The organism is Asticcacaulis sp., from assembly GCF_051954415.1.
Taxonomy (GTDB): Bacteria; Pseudomonadota; Alphaproteobacteria; order Caulobacterales; family Caulobacteraceae; genus Asticcacaulis.
The window spans coordinates 87,453-107,890 of record NZ_JBQCHT010000026.1 but is presented as its reverse complement, the minus strand read 5'-3'; the positions used below and the strand labels follow the sequence as shown (position 1 = coordinate 107,890).

At 60.1% G+C, this 20,438-nt stretch carries 11 protein-coding genes and 1 tRNA gene; 9 read left to right on the top strand and 3 right to left on the bottom strand.

Features of this window, described 5'->3' with window-relative positions; translation table 11 throughout:
* The first annotated feature begins 2 nt into the window (after nt 1-2).
* The 6 genes from ACTHND_RS09585 (at nt 3) to ACTHND_RS09560 (ending at nt 12,642) form a co-directional block, all read left to right on the top strand.
* A complete protein-coding gene (locus ACTHND_RS09585) occupies nt 3-2,273 on the top strand; it encodes a glycoside hydrolase family 3 N-terminal domain-containing protein (protein ID WP_440177724.1) in 2,271 nt (756 codons plus the stop codon).
* A 130-nt stretch (nt 2,274-2,403) separates the two neighbouring features.
* Entirely contained in the window at nt 2,404-3,921 is a 1,518-nt protein-coding gene (locus ACTHND_RS09580; protein WP_440177723.1) for a tryptophan halogenase family protein, read from the top strand.
* A gap of 416 nt (nt 3,922-4,337) precedes the next feature.
* Nucleotides 4,338-5,357, top strand: a complete 1,020-nt coding sequence (locus ACTHND_RS09575) for a LacI family DNA-binding transcriptional regulator (RefSeq protein WP_440177722.1) — start codon at nt 4,338-4,340, stop codon at nt 5,355-5,357.
* Between the two features lie 87 nt (nt 5,358-5,444).
* Complete coding sequence (locus ACTHND_RS09570) at nt 5,445-8,351, top strand: TonB-dependent receptor (protein ID WP_440177721.1); 2,907 nt, start codon at nt 5,445-5,447, stop codon at nt 8,349-8,351.
* 78 nt (nt 8,352-8,429) lie between these two features.
* Entirely contained in the window at nt 8,430-10,697 is a 2,268-nt protein-coding gene (gene bglX, locus ACTHND_RS09565; RefSeq protein WP_440177720.1) for a beta-glucosidase BglX, read from the top strand.
* A gap of 97 nt (nt 10,698-10,794) precedes the next feature.
* Nucleotides 10,795-12,642, top strand: coding sequence for a family 43 glycosylhydrolase (locus ACTHND_RS09560; RefSeq protein WP_440177719.1), 1,848 nt, complete (start codon nt 10,795-10,797; stop codon nt 12,640-12,642).
* On the opposite strand, the gene ACTHND_RS09555 is transcribed toward ACTHND_RS09560, so the two are convergent.
* Nucleotides 12,639-13,313 carry a DUF6445 family protein gene (locus ACTHND_RS09555; RefSeq protein ID WP_440177718.1) on the bottom strand — a complete coding sequence of 225 codons (675 nt, stop codon included), beginning with the start codon at nt 13,311-13,313 and terminating at the stop codon, nt 12,639-12,641. The two genes, ACTHND_RS09560 and ACTHND_RS09555, sit on opposite strands and share 4 nt — an antisense overlap.
* A gap of 190 nt (nt 13,314-13,503) precedes the next feature.
* Here ACTHND_RS09555 and ACTHND_RS09550 point away from each other — a divergent pair, with 190 nt between their 5' ends.
* From ACTHND_RS09550 to ACTHND_RS09540, 3 genes are all read left to right on the top strand, one after another.
* On the top strand, nt 13,504-15,828 hold the full coding sequence (locus ACTHND_RS09550) for a TonB-dependent receptor (protein ID WP_440177717.1): 2,325 nt from the start codon (nt 13,504-13,506) through the stop codon (nt 15,826-15,828).
* A gap of 164 nt (nt 15,829-15,992) precedes the next feature.
* Nucleotides 15,993-17,099 (top strand): glycerophosphodiester phosphodiesterase, encoded by a 1,107-nt coding sequence (locus ACTHND_RS09545; protein WP_440177716.1) that lies wholly within the window; start codon nt 15,993-15,995, stop codon nt 17,097-17,099.
* A 108-nt stretch (nt 17,100-17,207) separates the two neighbouring features.
* A tRNA-Lys gene (locus tag ACTHND_RS09540) sits at nt 17,208-17,283 on the top strand.
* Nucleotides 17,284-17,575: 292 nt separating this feature from the next.
* Here the strand turns inward: ACTHND_RS09540 and ACTHND_RS09535 are convergent.
* Both ACTHND_RS09535 and ACTHND_RS09530 read right to left on the bottom strand, forming a co-directional pair.
* A complete protein-coding gene (locus tag ACTHND_RS09535) occupies nt 17,576-19,171 on the bottom strand; it encodes a glycoside hydrolase family 43 protein (protein WP_440177715.1) in 1,596 nt (531 codons plus the stop codon).
* Nucleotides 19,172-19,230: 59 nt separating this feature from the next.
* Nucleotides 19,231-20,199, bottom strand: a complete 969-nt coding sequence (locus ACTHND_RS09530) for an alpha/beta hydrolase (protein ID WP_440177714.1) — start codon at nt 20,197-20,199, stop codon at nt 19,231-19,233.
* Nucleotides 20,200-20,438: the final 239 nt, after the last annotated feature.

Genomic DNA, 20,438 nt, shown 5'->3' with positions numbered 1-20,438 from the left:
TCATGACCGCTTTTACGCCCTCACGCCGGTTTTTCCTGAAAGGCGCCGCAGCCACGGCCGCCCTCGTGCCGGTGGCTGCACCCGGTTTCGCCAGGGTGACGCCCGCCGCCGATCCGTTCATTGAAAACCTCATCAAAAGCATGAGCATCGAGGAAAAGGCCGGGCAGCTTTCGATCTACGGCGACACCACCCGCTTCGACGGTCCGCCGATCAACCCGACCTCGGAACAGGCGCAGGGTAAGGAAAAGGTCAAGGCCGATATCGCCGCCGGTAAGATTACCGGCCTGTTCAACGGCATCGGTGTGGCCGGCGGGCGAGAGTTGCAGCAGGTGGCCATCGAGCAATCGCCGCATAAAATTCCGCTGATCTTCGCCGGCGATATCATCCATGGCGTCAAGACGACCTTCCCGATTCCGCTCGGCGAATCCGCCAGTTGGGATACAGACCTGGCCATGCGCACGGCGCGTGCCGCCGCCCTGGAAGCGACGGCCAAGGGGCTGCACTGGACCTTCGCGCCGATGGTCGATGTGGCACGCGACCAGCGCTGGGGCCGCGTCGCCGAAGGGGCGGGCGAGGATACGTACCTCGGCATCAAGTTGGCAAAGGCGCGCGTCAAGGGTTTCCAGGGCGACAGCCTGAAGTCTGAGACCTCGGTGGTGGCCTGTCCGAAACACTTCGCGGCCTATGGCGCGGTTCAGGGCGGGATGGAATACAATACCGCCGATATCCCCGAAACGACCCTGCGTGAGGTCCACCTGCCGCCGTTCAAGGCCGCTTTCGACGCCGGTGCCCTGACCACCATGTCGTCGTTCAATGATATTGCCGGCGTGCCCTCGACAGCCAATCATTACCTGCTGACCGATATTCTGCGCGGCGAATGGGGCTTCAAGGGGCTGGTGGTTTCCGACTACACCTCGGAAGAAGAACTGATCCTGCACGGCTTTGCCGCCGATGGCGCCGATGCCACCGCCAAGGCGATCAATGCCGGCTGCGACATGGGGATGCAGTCGGGTCTATACATGAAATACCTGCCGGACCTGGTGCGGTCGGGCAAGGTCAAGCTGGCCACACTCGACGAGGCGGTGCGACGGGTTCTTTACGTCAAAAAGGCACTGGGCCTGTTTGAAAATCCCTATCGATCGCTCGATCTCAAACGCGAACAGACGGATATACGCCGGCCCGACACCATTGCCCTGGCGCGTGAGGCCGGCCGCAAATCGTGCGTGCTGCTGAAGAACGAGGGCAACCTGTTGCCCCTGCCGAAATCGGGCAAGAAAATCGCCCTGATCGGCCCGTTCGGCAATGACAAGGCCAATTGCCCCGGTCCGTGGGCGGTCTTCCCGGATGTCGAAACCTGCGTCACCTGGGAGGCTGGATTCCGCGCAGTGATCGGCGACAATCTCACCGTGGTGAAGGGCTCGGATGTCGAGACGCCGATAGAGGGCGGTATCGACGCGGCGGTAAAGGCGGCGAAGGCGGCGGATATCGTCGTGCTGGCCATCGGCGAGGCGGCGAACATGTCGGGCGAGGCACAATCGCGTGTCGATATCTCGATCCCCGCGCCGCAACTGGCCTTGGCCGAGGCTGTGGCCACGACCGGCAAGCCGGTGGTGGTCATTCTGAAGCACGGCCGCGCCCTGGCGCTTACAGGGGCGGTGAAAGCCGCCCCGGCGATCCTGGCCACCTGGTTTCTGGGCTCGGAGGAGGGCAACGCCATCGCCGATATTGTCTTCGGCGATTATGCCCCGCAGGGGCGCCTGCCGGTCAGCTTCCCGCAGGCGTCAGGGCAGGAGCCGTTCTACTACAACCACCGCATCACCGGTCGTCCGCAGATCAGCGACGATAAGAACTTCAAGGCGCGCTATCGCGAAGTCACCAATGACGCGCTCTATCCCTTCGGCCACGGCCTGAGCTATTCGACGGTTTCCTACGGCGCCACGGCAGTCAGCGCCGCCACCCTGACGATGAGCGGCCAGATCAAGGTGACCGCGACCGTCAGCAATACCGGCGCCCGCAAGCTGCATGAAGTGGCGCAGCTCTATATCCACGACAAGGTGGCGAGCATGACCCAGCCGATCCGGGCGCTGAAAGGCTTCAAGCATCTCGATCTCGATCCGGGCCAGAGCACGACGGTCGAATTTACCCTGACGGCTGCCGATCTCGCCTTTGTTCACCCCAACCTGAAAGCCTCTGCTGAAGCGGGGCGGTTCGATGTCTGGATCGCGCCGTCTTCCACCGGCGGCACTGCGGCCTCGTTCGATCTGACGGCATAGTAAGAAGAGAACCACGAATGCACACGAATAGACACGAATGGGTCGAGGCATAGGCGCAGTTTAGTTTGCGCGACACTTTCTTATTCGTGCTTATGCGTGTGCATTCGTGGTCTAAACAGGTAAGGATCGCATGACCAATTCCATCAAAAGCATCACCATCGTTGGTGGCGGCACGGCCGGGTGGATGACGGCTGCCTTGCTCTCCAAACTGTTGATGGGCCGCTACGACATCACCCTGATCGAATCCGAGGAGATCGGCACGATCGGGGTGGGGGAGGCGACCATCCCGGCGATCAAGGTCTTCAACGAGATGCTGGAGGTCAATGAAGCCGAGTTCCTGAAGGCCACTCAAGGCACCTTCAAGCTGGGCATCGAATTCGTCGGCTGGCGCGATGGCCCGCACGACCCGACCGACAGCTATATCCACGGTTTTGGCAAGATCGGCATAGACCGGTTATGGCTGCATACGCACCAGTTCTGGCTGAAGATGCGCGAAAAAGGCATGGTCAAACATTTCGACCATTACGCCATCTGCTGCGCCGCCGCCCGCAAGGGCCGCTTCACGTCGCCCGATCCGCGGCGCGGACCGCCGATCAGTGATCTTGACTACGCCTATCATTTCGATGCCTCGCTCTATGCCCGTTATTTGCGTACTTTGAGCGAAGGCCGGGGCGTGAAGCGCGTCGAGGGCAAGATCACGAATGTGACGCTCCGGCCCGAAGACGGTTTTATTGATACGGTAACCCTGCAAAACGGCCAATCGGTTGGCGGCGACCTGTTCATAGACTGTTCCGGGATGCGCGGTCTGCTGATTGGCGAGGCGCTGGGTGTCGGCTACGAAGATTGGAACGCGTGGCTGTTGTGCGACCGCGCCTATGCCGTGCCTTCGGTCAATCCGGCCCGGATCACGCCCTATGTCACCTGCACCACACGCGATGCCGGCTGGCAGTGGCGTATCCCCCTGCAACACCGCACCGGCAATGGCTATGTCCATTCCAGCGGTTATACCGATGACCACGCGGCGGTCGATACCCTTATGCGGACGCTTGGCGGGCAGCCGCTGGCCGAACCGCGCCTGGTGAAGTTTCGGCCAGGCAAGCGACATAAATCATGGGAAAAAAACTGTGTCGCCATCGGCCTGTCGGGTGGTTTCCTGGAACCGCTGGAATCGACCAGCATCCACCTGATCCAGACTGGAATCCTGCGGCTGCTGTCATTGTTTCCGGGGCAGGGCTTCAATGCGGCCGACATCGACGCATACAACACCTATGCCGATGACGAATACCGCGACATCCGTGACTTCATCATCGCCCACTACAAGGTGAGCAACCGCGAGGATACGCCTTTCTGGGCCTATGTCAGGCACATGCCGGTGCCGGACTCACTCCAAAGCAAGCTCGATCTGTTCCGGTCGTCGGCAAGGGTCTTCAAGCGTGGCGCGTTCGAGCTGTTCCGCGAGGAAAGCTGGGTGCAGGTGCTGTTGGGGCAGGGGATGGCCGCTGGTTACGACCCTAATGTCGATCTGTTGAGCGAGGCGGAAATCATCGGTTTCCTGCGCGATATCGAGGCGGTGATTGATGGCAATGTCAATGCCATGCCACGTCACGAGGACTATATCACCCGCTATTGCCAGGCGCCGAAGCTATAAAAAGAACCCCGCCGGAACAGGTGCGGCGGGGTTAGGGCGCATTCGCTGATAGGGCGACAGCGTCTGCGTGTCTCTGGTTTTGGGCGTCCGTTTGTTACTCTGGCGCAACACTTGGCGGGCGTTTGGCGGGGGCTTTGGGTCGAAACCGGATCGCAAAGGGTGAGGCGTCAGGCGGCAGGTTGGCCTGTGTTTATTAAATTCCTTTAAAATACAATATTTTGACTTATCGTTTTGGCATCGTGTCAGGCGATTTCACGCCCAAAATTCGTGATCACAAGCGGCACTGTAAGCGCTTGCATAATCGTTGACAAGCGAAATGTAAGCGTTTACGGAGTGGCGTTATGTGAGAGAGTGCCGCCTTCCTGCCATGTTTTACCGCGCAGGCCGGCCGCGAAACAACCACCACAGGAGAGACGATGCGGCGGGCCACGCTGAACGACGTTGCAAAGGAAGCGGACGTGTCGATCGCCTCGGCATCGCGCGCCATCAATGGCCTCGACAATGTCGCCGAAGGGGTGCGCACACGTGTGCTCGAAGCTGCTGCCAAGCTCAAATACATTCCGCATGGCGGCGCGCGCTCTTTGGCTTTGGCCAAGACGAACACCATCGGCCTGCTGCTGCCGGATATCTACGGCGAATTCTTTTCCGAAATCATTCGTGGCGTCGATGTGGCGGCGCGCGCCAAGGGGCTGCACCTGCTGGTTTCCGGTTCGCACGGCGATGTCAAGGAAGCCGTGGCGGCCATCCTGGCCATGTCCGGCCGGGTCGATGGCCTGCTGGTGATGTCGCCCTTCGTTGATTCGCAGGACCTGGGCGCCGTGCTGCCGGTCAGCCTGCCGCTGGTGACCATAGCCAGCCGCATCGGTCAGTCTGGTTACGGCGCCATTACGGTCGATAATCATGCCGGCGGCAAGCTGGCGGTCGAGCATCTGGTAGCACAGGGCTGCACGCGTCTGGCCCATATCAGCGGGCCGGAAAGCAATTTCGAGGCGCAGGAACGCAAGCGCGGCTTCGAGGCGGCGGTGGCGGCGGCCGGTTCAAAGGTCACGTCTGTCACCATTCACGAAGGCGATTTCACAGAGGAGAGCGGTTTCCGGTGCGTGAAGGACATTCTGGCCGCGGCCGATGCCGGCGCGCCCCTGCCGGACGGGATTTTTGTCGGCAACGACATGATGGCGGTGGGCGCCCTGTTCGCGCTCAAGGAAGGCGGGCTGTCGGTGCCGGACGATATCGCCCTGGTTGGTTTCGACGATGTGCCGATCGCGCGTTTCGCCCAACCGGCCCTGAGCACCCTGCGGGTCGGCGTCTACGAACTGGGCCGGCGCGGCCTGGAACTGCTGGCCGATGCGCTGGCGAACCCCGACGCCGAACCGGCCGAGGGCATAGTGATTTCACCGGAACTGGTCATTCGGGAAAGCAGCAGACGAACAGGCTGACCACCACACACGGGCTGAAACCTTAAGTCAAAGACGGGGTTTTGGCCGGCACCAAGCACGACACACTAATTAGTGGGAGGAACGATAATGAAACATACAACGAAATTCCGGCTGGTCCTGGGGGCGTCTATCTTGGCGCTCACGGCCACGCTCGGCGACGCCGCTTTGGCGGCGGATTTTTCCACGGTGCAGGGGCATGTGGCTTCGGCCCAGGCGGGCGACACCGTCACCGCCACCGACACCAATACCGGCGCCGTCACCACCGGCACTGTGCGCCCTGACGGCACCTATGTCATCGTGGGCCTGCGCCCAGGTAATTACAAGATCGCGGTTGGTTCCACGGTTCAGGAAGTGACACTGGCGGTGGGCGAAACCACCACGCTCGACCTAGATGCCGCCGCGGCTGCCGAACCGACCGCCACAGTCACGGTCGTCGGCCGCCGGCGCAAGGAGGTCCGCACCTCGGAAGTGGCGACCAGTGTATCGCAAACCCAGATCAACAGCCTGCCGCAGAACGGCCGTAACTTCCTGAACTTCGCCGCCCTGGCCCCTGGTGTGGCTGTGACGCCCGACGCCGAAAACAAGCAGTTCCGCGCCGGCGCCACGTCGGCCAACCAGGTCAATGTCTTCATCGACGGGCAGAGCCAGAAGAACCAGGTGCTGCAGGGCGGCACGATGGGGCAGGATTCCTCGCGCGGCAATCCGTTCCCGCAACTGGCCATTCAGGAGTTCAAGGTCTCGACCCAGAACTTCAAGGCCGAATACGAGCAGGCCGGCACGGCCATCATCTCGGCCGTCACCAAGACCGGCGGCAATGAGTTCCACGGCAGCGCCTTTGCGACCTACCAGTCCAAGGATATGATCGGTCAGCCCTACTTCCAGCGCAGCCAGCCGAAGGGCGACTATCAGAATACCGAATACGGCGTCGATCTCGGCGGGCCGATCATCAAGGATGTGCTGCACTTCTACGCGGCCTATGAGCACCGCAAGGACCAGCGCCCGACCGATGCTGTCGACATCACACTTCCGGGCTTTGAGTCGGAAAACGGTGTCTACGCCAAGGATTTCCAGGAAGATCTCTACTTCGGCAAGCTGACCTGGACGCCGAATGAGATGAACACGATCGACGTCTCCTTCCAGGATCGTGAGGAAGACGATGTACGTGGCTTCGATCGGACCACGGCCTATACACAGGGTAATACGCTCGACCAGTATGTCCGCCAGGGACTGATTTCGTGGAAGTATCGTGAGGAAAATATCCTCAATGAAATGACCCTGGAATACCAGACCTATCACTGGCTACAGACGCCGCTGACCGATGCGCCGGGCCAGACCATTATCAACAGCCCGACGGATTTCGGCGTACTGGCGAAGGTGGGCGGCGCTACCTATGCCCAGGAAAAGGGCCAGGACAACACCACCTTCCGCGACACCATGACCTTCACCGGTCTGGACTGGCACGGCCAGCATGTCATCAAGGCAGGCGTCAAGCTGGCGCTCTACAGCTACATCGCCACCGAGGCCGATCACTTCAATCCGGAATTCTTCTATCCGGCCAGCAGCTATACCTATGGCGCATCGAATAATGTGCCGGTGCGCGTCGTTATCGCTGACGGCAATCCGGTCGTTACTGGTAAGAACAACCAGTGGGGCCTGTTCATTCAGGACGACTGGACGGTTGATGATCACCTGACGCTGAATCTCGGCGTGCGCTGGGATTATGAAACCAATATGCTGAACGACAAGTTCGTCACCGATCCTGGCGTGGCGGCGGCTCTGCGCGGTTGGGCCAATTTCAAGGCGGCAGGTTTCGATCCGGAAGACTATATCAGCGACGGACATAACCGTAAGCCGTTTGGTGGCGCCCTGGCGCCGCGCCTTGGCTTCTCCTATGATGTGCATGGCGACCGTGACCTTGTGATCTTTGGTGGTTATGGCCGTTATTATGACCGCACAATCTATGATGACGCCCAACTGGAAACGCGCCGTACCCAGATTCATGTCGTGACGCTGAACATCAATCCGGAAGGCACCGTCGATACCAATCCGAACGACAACAACATCACTTGGGACCCTTCCTACTTCACGGATAAAAACGCGTTGATCGCCGCCGCCAAGGCCACCGGCCAGAAGGGTGAAATCTTCGCGCTGAACAACAATACCAAGGTGCCCTATTCGGATCAGTTCAACCTGGGCGTCCGCAAGCAGTTCGGTGATATCGCCACCAGCCTAACCCTGGCCGATATCGAGAGCAAGGATATGTTCAGCTTCGTGTTGGGCAATCGCAATCCGGATGGCTCCTGGTGCAGCTATGGGCCGCAATATGCCTGTCAGCCCTGGGGCTATGGTCTGCCGGGTTATGGCAATCTGATCATCTCGACCAATGACCAGCAGGCCAAGTATCAGGCGCTCTATCTGACGGTTGACAAGCCCTATACCCGCGCCTCGCACTATGGCTACAGCGGCACCCTGACCCTGACCAATGCCAGGGCGACCGGCCACAACGATCGCTTTATCTTTGACTACGCCATGCCGCACGATTCCGGCTGGCACGATGCCGAGGGCGTAGACAAGTGGCGCTTTGTCGGCACCGGTATCGTCGATGGCCCCTGGGATACGCAGGTTTCAGCCTTCGTAACCCTGGCTTCCGGCGGTCCGTTCGATTACATCGATGCCAGCGGCCCGGCCGTGCGTATCATCCCTGGCGGCGTTTCGCCTAAGGACGACATCGCCTACCAGAATGTCGATCTGCGCATCTCGAAGGACTTCGATCTGCCGGGCGGCCAGACCATCACTCTGGAAGGGCAGGTCTACAACCTGTTCGATTCAATTAATCGCACCTATTCCGGCTGGAATGGCGGCCTGAAATGCTCGCCGACGGACACAGGTTGTATCGATCAGCGCAATGGTCAGCAGGGGCCGACTCGCGCCGGCGATGATGTGACGGTCGGCTCGGCCCGGTCCTATCAGGTCGGCCTGCGTTACAAGTGGTAAGCGCGGCCTGGTGAATGCGTAAACTGGAGAGGGGAGAGCCTTGGTTTTCCCCTCTTTTTTATTCTGAAAGCCTGAAATATGTCCCAGTCCCTTTCCCGGCGCGCCTTTTTCAAGGGGGCTGCCTCGACCTTCGCGGTGGCGGGCGCCGCATCGGCCTATCTGCCGGCGATGGCCGCGCCAAAGGACAGCTTTATAGAAGGGCTGATTGCGAAGATGTCGCTGGAGGAAAAGGCCGGGCAACTGAGCCTTTATTCAGACTCCGTGCGCACCGAGGCCGCGTTTTTCAACCCGGCCATTGCCAGCCATTCGAAAGACCAGGTGTTGGCCGATATCGCCGCCGGCAGGATCACCGGCCTGTTCAATGGCCGCGGTGTGGCCCTGAGCCGTGAACTGCAAAAGGTGGCGGTGGAAAAATCGCCCCACGGCATTCCGCTGATCTTCGCCGCCGACATCATCCACGGCATGACGACCATCTTCCCGATCCCGATGGCCGAGGCCGCCAGTTTCGATCCGGAGCTCTCCCGCCGCACCAACCGCGCGGCGGCGATGGAAGCCACGGCCAATGCCATTCACTGGACCTTTTCCCCGGCGGTCGATGTGGTGCGCGACCAGCGCTGGGGCCGATCGGCGGAGGCGGCAGGGGAAGATACATGGCTGGCCTGCCGGTTCGCCGCCGCCCGCGTACAGGGCCTCCAGGGAGCGGACCTTAAGGCGCAGGATTCGATGCTGGCCTGCCTCAAGCATTTCGCCGCCTATGGCGCGGTCGAAGCCGGCATGGACTATAACACGGTCGAGATTACCGAACCGACCCTGCGCCAGACTCACCTCCCGTCCTTCAGGGCGGGGATCGATGCCGGCGCCTTGACGGTGATGAGCGCCTTCAACGATATCGGCGGCGTGCCCTCGACCGGCAATCACAAGCTGCTCACCGATATCCTGCGCGGTGAGATGGGGTTCATGGGTTTCGTCGTTTCCGATTTCACCTCGGAAGAGGAACTGATCGCCCACGGTTTCGCCGCCGATGGCCGCGACGCCGCGAAAAAGGCGCTCCTGGCCGGCTGCGATATGTCGATGCAGTCGGGCATATATATGAAGTATCTGCCGGACCTGGTGCGCTCCGGCGAGGTGCCGGTTAAGGCGCTGGATGAGGCCGTGCGTCGGGTGCTGCGCATCAAGAAGGCCATCGGCCTGTTTGATGATCCGTATAAATCGATGGATGCGGCGCGTGAACGCAATGATATGCGTAAAGCTGAAACGATTGCCCTGGCGCGTGAGGCGGCACGGCGGGCCTGCGTGCTGCTGAAGAATGACAATGATGTCCTGCCGTTGAAAAAATCCGGCCAGAAGATCGCCCTGATCGGGCCGCTGGCGGCGGATCAGAACCAGCTCAACGGCTATTGGGTGGTCTTCCCCGATACGAAGGACAGCATGACCGTCGAAATGGCGATGCGCGGCGTGGTCGGGGACAGGCTGACGGTCACGCGCGGCTCGGATATCGACGCACCGATCGAAGGCGGCGTCGAGGCCGCGGTGAAAGCAGCGAAAGCGGCGGATGTGGTGGTGCTCTGTATCGGCGAAGGGCAGCAGATGTCCGGCGAGGCGCAGTCGCGCACTGAAATCACCGTGCCGGATGCGCAGATGGCGCTGGCCGAGGCGGTGAAAGCGACGGGCAAGCCGGTGGTCGTTTTGCTCAGCCACGGCCGCGCCATCGCCCTGGAAGGGGCGGTGAGGGACGCCGACGCTATCCTCTGTACCTGGTTCCTGGGTTCGGAAGCCGGCAATGGCATCGCTGATTTGCTCTTCGGGGATTATAGCCCGTCCGGCCGCCTGCCGTGCAGTTTCCCACTGAAATCGGGGCAGGAGCCCTTCTATTACAATCACCGCACCACCGGGCGGCCGCAAATTGGCGACGACGCCAGTTACCGCGCCCGCTGGCGCGATGCGCCGTTCGCGCCGCTCTATCCGTTCGGCCACGGACTGGGCTACGGCAAGGTCAACTATGGCGCCACGCAACTGAGCGCGGAGACATTGTCGTGGTCCGGCAAGGTGACCGCCTCGGTCGAGGTGAGCAATACCGGTGCGCGCCCGCTGCATGAGGTGGCGCAGCTCTATATCCACGATCGCGTGGCCTCGATCACCCAACCGGTGCGCTGGCTGAAGGGCATCCGCCATATCGATCTCAAACCCGGCGAGACCCAGACCATCACCTTCGAACTCTCCCGCGCCGATCTGGCCTTTGTCGGGCTGGATCTGAAATGGGAAGCCGAACCCGGCGATTTCGATATCTGGATCGCACCGTCTTCTGCGGGCGGCACGCCAGCCAAACTGACGCTTCTAAAGGGATAAATCTTCGCCCGCCCCGTTTACGGGGAGGGGGGACCATCGCAAGCGCCGCGCCACCTTCCCCGTAAACGGGGCAGGCGAAATTGATGAGGATCGGATTATGAAATTTGCGATATTGCTCGCCGCTTCATTCTTGGCTCTGGCCACGGCCACGCACGCCGAGCAGACGACATACGCCAATCCGGTCGATATCGACTACCGCTATAATTTCGAGCAGCAGAACGAGGGCATTTCCTACCGTACCGGCGCCGATCCGGCGGTGGTGTTGCATGACGGCGCCTATTACCTGTTCCAGACCCTGGCCGATGGTTACTGGCGCTCGGAAGACCTGATCCACTGGACTTTCATCACGCCGAGCCGCTGGCCGTTCGAGAGCATCGTGGCGCCGGCGCTCGTTTCCGACGGCAAGACGCTTTACATCATGCAGTCGCATACTCGCCAGACGGCCCTGTTGAAAAGCGATGACCCGGCATCCGGCAAGCTCGACTTCTGGGTCCGTCGCACGCCGCCGGTGCCGACCGCGGTGGGCGAGGGGACGGATGACAGCCATCTGGGGCCGGATCAGGTCCAGCCCAGCCCGTGGGACCCCGGCCTGTTCATCGATGATGACGGCAAGTGGTACATGTACTGGGGCTCGTCGAATATCTATCCGATCTACGGCATCGAAATGACGCCGGAGCCTTTTGCCTACAAGGGTAAGCCGAACCGCTTCATCTGGCTCCAGCCGGAAAAACACGGCTGGGAACGCTTCGGTCAGGATCACTCCGGCAAGCTGCCCAATGGTACGCCGATCAAACCCTTCACCGAAGGGGCGTGGATGACCAAGGTGAACGGCAAATACTACCTGCAATACGGCGCACCGGGCACGGAATATAATGTCTATGCCAACGGCACCTATGTCAGTGACAAGCCGCTGGGGCCATTCACCTATGCCGACTACAATCCCGTGGCCTATAAGCCTGGCGGTTTCGTCGAAGGGGCGGGACACGGCTCGACCTTCCAGGACAAATATGGCAACTACTGGAATACCGGTACGCCCTGGCTGGGCTATAACTGGACGTTTGAGCGCCGCATCGACATGCTGCCGGCGAAATTCTACGCCGACGGCCAGATGGCGGTGTCGGCGCGCTTCGGCGATTTCCCGCACTATGTGCCCAAATCCAAGATCGACGATCCCGAAAAGCTGTTCACCGGCTGGATGCTGCTGTCCTACCGCAAGCCTGTCAGCGTCTCGTCGCAACACGCGCCGGTCGAAGGGCAGAATTTCGACGCGAAGAACGCCACCGATGAGAACCCGCGCAGCTTCTGGCTGGCGGCCGATAACAAGCCCGGCCAGACCCTGACGGTCGATCTTGGGGCGGAAAAGACGGTGCGTGCCATTCAGGTCAACTATGCCGATTACAAGTCCGGCCTCTATGCCGACAGCCCGGATATCTATACTGAATTCACGCTGGAAGCTTCGATCGACGGCCAAGCCTGGGCGAAGGTGGCCGAAACCGAAGCCCCCCGCCGGGATCGGCCCAATGCCTATTTTGAACTGCCTCAGCCGGTGAAGGCGCGCTATATTCGCTATGTCCACGGCCATATCGGTGCGCCGAACCTGGCCATCGCCGATCTGCGCGTCTTCGGCAATGCCGATGGCAAGGCGCCGGAAAAGCCTACGGCCGTGTTGGCGAAACGGGACAGTGATCAGCGCAATGCCCGTATCAGTTGGAAGCCGGTGCCGGGCGCGGTCGGTTATAATGTCCGCTGGGGCATCCGCCCGGACCGTCTGACCTTGACCTATCAATTGTTTGCCGAAGACGACGACAAGGAATTCGGTGGCCGCCAGCATGGCAACGCGCTTGATCTGCGCGCGCTCAATGTCGGCGTCGGCTATTATGTGGCGGTCGAGGCGTTCAACGAGACCGGCGTCTCGAAGCTCAGCAAGGTTATCCGCATACGCTAATAGCCGCGGACGAACAGATTGGCAGTCAGGCGGCCTGTCAGCGGATCGTCGCTCAGCGGCATGTCCGGTGGAATAAGGCCGGAGTGCAGCAGGCAGCCCTCATAAATGACCAGGCGGTCCGGTTTGGCTTCAACCCGGCCGATTTCCTCGAACCACGGGTTTGATCCGGTGATATACCCCTTTGCGTCCGTATTTTCGGCTTCCGCGGCAGTGACATAGCGATCGAAAGTCTCCGTTGTCACGCGCTCAATGCCGGTTGAGCGCTGACGGAAAAAAGCCGTGCCGGTGCCGGGTGTGTCGCTGAGATAATGCAGGATCGCCAGGTATTTCGGTTCGACCGTGTCGATATGCGGTGCGCGCTGGCGGGGTGCGAGTGTTTCCGGCGGTTGGGTCACCATCGAAAAGCTGCCCTCTACCCAGTCGAAACGATCGATATCGAAGGCGCCCCCGATATAGGGAGAGGCTTCGACCAGCAGACTTTGCATATAGTCATGCGCCGGCAGATCTGTTTCGGTGATCATCCGGCGCAGACCGGGGTAATATTGCGATTGCGGCGGGAAGGGCGCCAGAGCGGCGGCCATGCGGCGAATCTGGTCATAAGTACCGGTAAAGTCATCAATGACGACAACGCGGCTTTGGCTGTTTCCCAAGGTCAGCAGCTCAGGCTTCATTTTTTTCTCTCCTGTTTAAATGTAACCTGAAAAGCACATTATTTTATACAGCAAATTCAATATCTTGTGGGGTGTCATTTAATCGTTTCGTTCCTGACAAGATTGCGTCTTCAAACCTTGGAAAAACTGTCACCGAGCGACGTTAGGGCGCTTTCCCAGAGGGGCATTAAGGCCCTGCTGGGGATATATCATGAAAATCGCACTCTTCACTTCCGTGGCCGCCTTTGCCCTTCTGAATGCCGGCCTGGTTCATGCGCAGGACGCCGCACCGGTTGCCGCTGCCGCCTCCGCGCCGGCCGCTGCCGATCAGGTCACCGAAGTCATCGTCTATGGCCAGGGCCAGAGCCGTCAGACCCAGTCGGTCAAGGCCGACGACATCACCAAGCTGGCTCCGGGCACCAGCCCGCTGAAGGTGCTCGACAAGCTGCCGGGCGTCACCTTCCAGTCGGCCGATCCCTTCGGCGCCTACGAATGGTCCGCCCGCATCTCGGTGCGCGGCTTCAACCAGAACCAGATGGGCTTCACGCTCGATGGCATCACGCTGGGCGATATGAGCTACGGCAATTATAACGGCCTGCATATCTCGCGCGCCATCATCAATGAAGACATCGCCCGGGCCGACCTTTCGCAAGGCGCCGGTTCGCTCGATTCGGCCACCTCGTCCAATATGGGCGGCACGCTGAAGTTCGTGTCGCGCGATCCGTCGGAAACCCTTGGCGGCGAACTGGCCGGCACGCTGGGTTCGGACAACATGCACCGCGTCTACGGCCGTTTTGAAACCGGCGCGATCACGGCGCTCGGCGGCCTGCGCGGCTATATCTCGGCGGTCGATATGAAGACCGACAAGTGGAAGGGCGGCGGTGAGCAGAAGCAGCAGCAGGTCGACGCCAAAGCGGTCCTCCCGCTCGGCGAAGGTTCGTTGTCGGCCTTCGTCAATCACAGCCAGCGCCGCGAGCAGGACTATCAGGATATGTCGTTCGAGATGATCGACCGTCTGGGCTATGACTGGGATAACTTCCAGCCAAACTGGGCTCTGGCCAACCAGGTGGCGCAGCTCTACCAGACGCAAACGACCCCGACCTATCCGGGCAAAATCACCACGGTGGATGACGCCTATTATTATGGCGGCGGCGTACGTGACGATACCCTGTCGGGCATCAGCCTGAACCTGCCGGTCTCCGACATGCTGAAATTCAATGCTACTATCTATAACCACACCAATGAGGGCCAAGGGCTGTGGGTCACGCCTTACCTGCCTTCGCCCGGCGTCAGCTACTCGCCGTTCTATAACGCCGCCAACCCGTCGACCGACAATGCCTATGTCTCGATCCGCACCACGGAATATGACATCAACCGCACCGGCGCCATTGGCGGTGCTACACTCGATCTCGGCGCCCATCAGGTTTCGGCCGGCTTCTGGATTGAAAACAACGACTTCAACCAGGCCCGCCGCTTCTACGGCGAAACCCTTGCCGCGCCGCATCGCGACAGCCTCGGTTTCCAGAGCAACCCCTTCTATACGCAATGGGAATACGCCTTCAACACCAAGACGACCCAGCTCTATCTCCAGGATGTCTGGACGGTCACCGATGCCCTGAAGATCAATTACGGCTTCAAGTCGCTGGAAACCACCAACAAGGTCAATCAACTGGTCGGTGGCACCATCAATGCCGAACTGAAGTCGAAGGACACCTTCCTGCCGCAGGTCGGCGCGGTCTATAAGGTCAACAGCCATTACGAAGTCTTCGGCTCCTATGCCGAAAACATGGACGCTTATGTCTCGGCTGCGACTTCCGGTCCGTTCAGCTCGCAAAGCCAGGCCAATATCGATTACGTCAAGACCAGCCTGAAGCCGGAATCCTCCAAAACCCTCGAAGGCGGCCTGCGCGTCCGCTTCCCGCAGTTCTCTGGTGTCGCCGCGCTGTATAATGTCAAGTTCGACAACCGTATCCTGGCGGTTACCCAGGGCGCGGGCATCCAGGGTAATGCCCCGGTGCTGTCGAACGTCGGCGGCGTGACCAGCCAGGGCGTCGAACTGGCCGGCACCTACCGCTTCACCCCGCAGTGGAAGATCTACGCCGCCTACAGCTACAACGACTCCAAGTACGAAGACGATGTGCATTCGTTCGATGGCGCCGGTAATCCGGTGGTCACCCCGACGAAGGACAAGACCGTTGTCAATACGCCGAAAAACCTGCTGAAGACCGAACTGGGTTATGACAACGGTGCGCTGTTTGGCTCGCTGGGCGTCAACTTCACCGACAAGCGCTATTACACCTACACCAATATCGGCGGTGAAGTGCCTTCCAGCACCATCACCGACCTGAGCGTGGGGTATCGTTTTGAAACCATTGGCACCACGGTTCAGCTCAACGTCACCAACCTGATGGACGAGCAGTACATCTCGACCATCGGCTCCAACGGTTTCGTCAATTCCGATGCCTCCGGAACGAGCCAGACCATCCAGCCGGGCGCCCCCCGTCAGGTCTTCCTGAACGTGCGTAAGACATTCTAGTCGCTCAGAGGCCGCGAAGGCTCGCCGCTCCATTTTACGTTTTTTGGCGGCGGCGGGCTTTGCCCTTGCCAAATCCTTTGCAGGATTTGGAGAGTCTACAGACTTTCCCTTGGGCCAGCCGTTTTCACCACAACGGCTGGCCTTTCTTTTTCAGCGGAGTTACCATGACGCATCTCAACCGCCGCCGCCTGATCGGCGCAGGACTTGCCACCATGGCCGCCGCCACTGTTGCCTACGCCGCCACGCCGAAGAGGCCGCTGATTGTGGGCCATCGCGGCGCGCCGGGCTATCTGCCTGAACACACCATTCCCGGCTATGAACTGGCCATAAAAATGGGCGCCGATTTCATCGAGCCCGATGTGGTTTCGACCTTGGATGGCCAACTCATCGTGCGGCACGAACCGCTGCTGTCCGTCACCACCGATGTCGCTGACCGCCCTGAATTTGCCGGACGAAAGCGCACCCGCACGCTCGATGGTATTGAAACGACCGACTTCTTTACCTGCGATTTCAACCTGGCCGAGATCAAGACCTTACGCGCCCGCCAGGCATTCGCAAACCGCGATCACAGCCATGACGGCCTCTATCAGGTACAGACCCTTCAGGAGGTGATCGACCTGGCGCAGGCGAAAAGCCGAGAAACCGGGCGCACCATCGGCCTCTATCCGGAAATCAAGCATCCCACCTTCCATCAGCAGCTTGGCCTCGCCATAGAGGACAAACTGCTCGATATGCTGAAGCGCGCCGGGCTGGACAAGGCATCATCGCCGGTGATCATCCAGTCGTTCGAGACCGCCAACCTGAAATACCTGCGCCGGAAAACCACGATTCGTCTGATGCAACTGATCGATGGCTCCGATACCGATCCGGATACCGGCGCCATGATCCTCCAGCCGCCTTCAGATAAGCCCTATGACTGGGTGGTGGCGGGGCGGGCAGGGGATAACCTCGACCAGTTCTCCGCCGCCGGCCTGAAGGATATCGCCACCTATGCCGATATTGTGGCGCCCTGGAAGCGACACCTGCTGAGCTTCGCCAAGGGACAGCCTGTGCGCCGCAAGGAAATTGTCGATAACGCCCATGCCTGCGGTCTCCAGGTCCATAGCTGGACCATGCGCAATGACCAGCTTGATCCGTATTATAATGGCGATGCCCAGAAAGAGTATTTTGACCTGTTTGATCTGGGCGTGGATGGTCTTTTCACCGATTTCGCCGATACCGGCGTAAAGGCGCGTGATGCCTGGATGAATGGCAGGACATTATCTGTTTAAAAACTTTGGAAAAAGCAAATTTAGCGCTTGTCATGGCAAAATAATTGGCTATGTTCCGCGCCTCACCGCCGGGGTCACCAAGCCCGGCTGGTTCCGAAGAATTGGTTCGGGTGTGTAGCTCAGTTGGTAGAGCAGCTGACTCTTAATCAGCGGGTCCACGGTTCGAGTCCGTGCCCACCCACCATTCTCCTTCCGCCTGGGTCAGGCGATGATTGAAAAATCCTTTAAAATCTGATGTGTTAGCCGGGTATCTGTCCGGTCGTTTCCACTTGTATCCGGGATTATCCGTACAAGTTGGGGGTATTTCCGGGGGTACGTTCAAGTGCCCCCGTTAGGCGATACCCCCACATGGCAATTGCGGACTCGGCTATCCGTGGCGAAAGCCATAGAGAGCAATAACTGAGAATTTTCCGGCAAATCGCTGTGAATGGCAGGTTCAATCCACCCCGGGGTTCCCTTTGGCGTGGGGGCATGGATCAGGGAGTTGTCGGCGATGTTTTTGAGGCGCTGATGGTCAGGTCGAAACTGTCAATATCCAGATAACCGTCACCTGGAACCGGATTGAAGCAGAACAAGGCAAATTGCGGTCCCTGGAAGGTGCCGGTGCGCCAATCGTAGGCCAGCGGGAAATCGCCGCCTAGCGGTGTCCAGGCGACGCCGTCCGGGCTGTAGGCAATGTGTCCGCGGTCGGTTTTGAAGTCCATATCTGTGCGCACGTACAGGCCGCCGCCGTTCAGTGCCTGAGGCGGCGCCAGAACAGTGGCTTTTTGTCCATCGACTGTATCCTCACCCAGGTAGAGAGCCAAGGTGCGGTGGCCATTTGCAGTGGTTTCAACCGTTGCCTGGGCGCTGTATTTGCCGAGCGTGCCGACACCGCACTGGTCGCCGGGCTGAAGGTGTGAGATGTCCAGCCGCACCACGGCCTCACTGGCGGGACCGAAGCCTTTTTGAGTTAAGGTGTTGGGGGCCGTCCAGAAAGCCTCTCCCTTTGTGGCTTTAAGTCTCAGAAAGCCCGGACGTTCTGTCAATGTCCAGCGGCTGTTGTCGGGATTATGATTCCATTGCCACTGGAGGCCGAGGGTGGCGCCGCTGAAGCCATCCGATGTTGCCAGTCCTAATTCCGGGTGCGCGGGCAGGGGCAGGGCGGCTGACAAAGGCACGCGACCGGGCGCGGCGGGCGTTCCCCATACCGGCCAGTCGTTTTCCCAAAAGACGGGGCTGATCTGTGTCACACGGCCAATAGCACCGGCATCGACCATCACAAAGCCATACCAGCCGCCATCTGGCAGATCGACCAGAGCGCCCTGATGGCCGCCGGTCGTGTCATCAATCTGGTTTCGCGTTTCCCACGGGCCTTCGAGCTTGTGCGCGCGTGAAACCGTCATGCCCAGGCGCGACGGGATGGCGTTAAACAGGTAATACCAGTCGCCGCGGTGGATCAGCTTCGAGCCTTCGGCGCCTTTGTTAAAATAGACCTCTTTGGACGCAACGATCTTTGAATAGGCAACATCGAGCGTCAGGAGCGTGAGCGTGCCGTCCCATCCGCCAGATGTGGCGATATAGCCCGTGCCGTCAGCGTCGAAAAACAGGCCGGGATCGAAAGCGGCGCGATCGAGTTCGGTATAGGTCCATGGTCCTTTTATGTCGGTCGTGCGGTAGATTCGTGTGTTCTGGCCGTTCGGTGTGACGGCGATATAAAACACGCCGTTGTGATAGCGCAGGCTGGGGGCATAGACGCCGGCTCGATAGGCCGTGCCGCCCTTAAGGTCATAGGCATCGCGTCCGTCCAGGCGAGGCATGACATGGCCCGCATATTCCCAGTTTACCAGGTCTTTGGAGTGCAGGATGGTCAGACCGGGCGTGTTGGCAAAGGTAGTTGTGGCGAAATAGAAGTCACTGCCGACCCGGATGATGTCGGGGTCGGGGAAGTCGGCATAGAGGGGCGGATTGTTGTAGGTACCGTCGCCGTTGGCGGCCATGGGCTGTGTACGCAGGGGATCGGCGAGGGCAGGAAGTGCGCAGGCCGCAGCCAGCCACAGGATGGAAGCCAGTGTTGTTTTGGTCCTCGTCATTTTCAACATTGGCCTCCCCTTTAATGTTTGCAATTCCTGCTGGCTTAAGCCTGTTTAAATCAGGCTTTCGGTTTCAGATAGCCGTGCATGCCAAGCCACAACACGAACTCATCGAACCAGCCTGTGCTCGTGGTTTCTTTTTTGTACATGCCGAAGCCGTGCCCGCCCTGTTCGAACAGGTGGAATTCGACCGGGCGTTTGGCAGCGCGCCAGTTGTCGATCAGGCCATATCCGGCGTTGGCGAAGAACGGATCATCGCTAGCCAGGGCAACAAACAGCGGCGGCGCATCGGCCGGCACGGTGACCGGCATCAGCGGACCATAGATATCGCCGATAAAGGCCGGCTTGGCGTCCTGACCATAGAGGGCGGTAGACAGGGTGAGCATGGCGCCAGCGGAAAAGCCGACCATGCCGACGCGATCGGGGTCGATGTGCCATTCTGCGGCCCGCGAACGAACGAGGGCGAAGGCGGCGCGGGCATCGTTGATCTGGGGCGCCAGGGCTGTCGCCGGATCCTGCTGTGCGGGCGGTCGCGGACGCGCGGCGCCTGAGAACATTTCAGCCATCGAATGTTCGAACGCGCCCATGTCTTCCGGCGTGGGGTTGAGGCGATATTTCAGCACAAACGCGGCGACCCCGTGGTCAGCCAGCGCCTGAGCGACCTGCCAGCCTTCGTTTTCCATGGACAAGGTCATGAAGCCGCCGCCGGGGGCGACAATAACGGCGGCGCCGGTCGCCTTGGCAGGATCAGGCAGGAAAGGGGTGAGTGTAGCGACCGTAACATTGCGTGCGAACACGCTGCCATACTGGCTGTGCCACGCTTCCTTGGCGGTAGCACCCGGCAGGGGGCCAGTGCCCAGTTCGATGGCATTGGGCTGTGCGGGGGTGGCGATCGGCGTCATCTTGTCATCCAGCGCATGGGCCGGAGAGGTGAGCGCGCAGGTAAGGACAATGGCGGCCGCGCCGACGCCGGTCAGCAGCTGATGAACCAGTCGCGCAGCGAATGGCTTGTGAATTTCCGCTTTCATGGCATTCCTCTGTATTTGTTTTTTAGTTTATCTGGTTTGGTCGTAACGCGAAATCAGTCCTAAGCCCGTCAGGACGCTTAACTGTATCGAAAAAAAAGGGCGCATCCCGAAAATGCGCCCACCTCATGCTCCGGAGACAAAGAGCAGTCAGGAAGAAAATACGAACTGCCATTCTCCAGGGACGGGGAGAATAGCGCCAACTCATGTTAGCGGTCACAACGCTATTATATCGGACAATT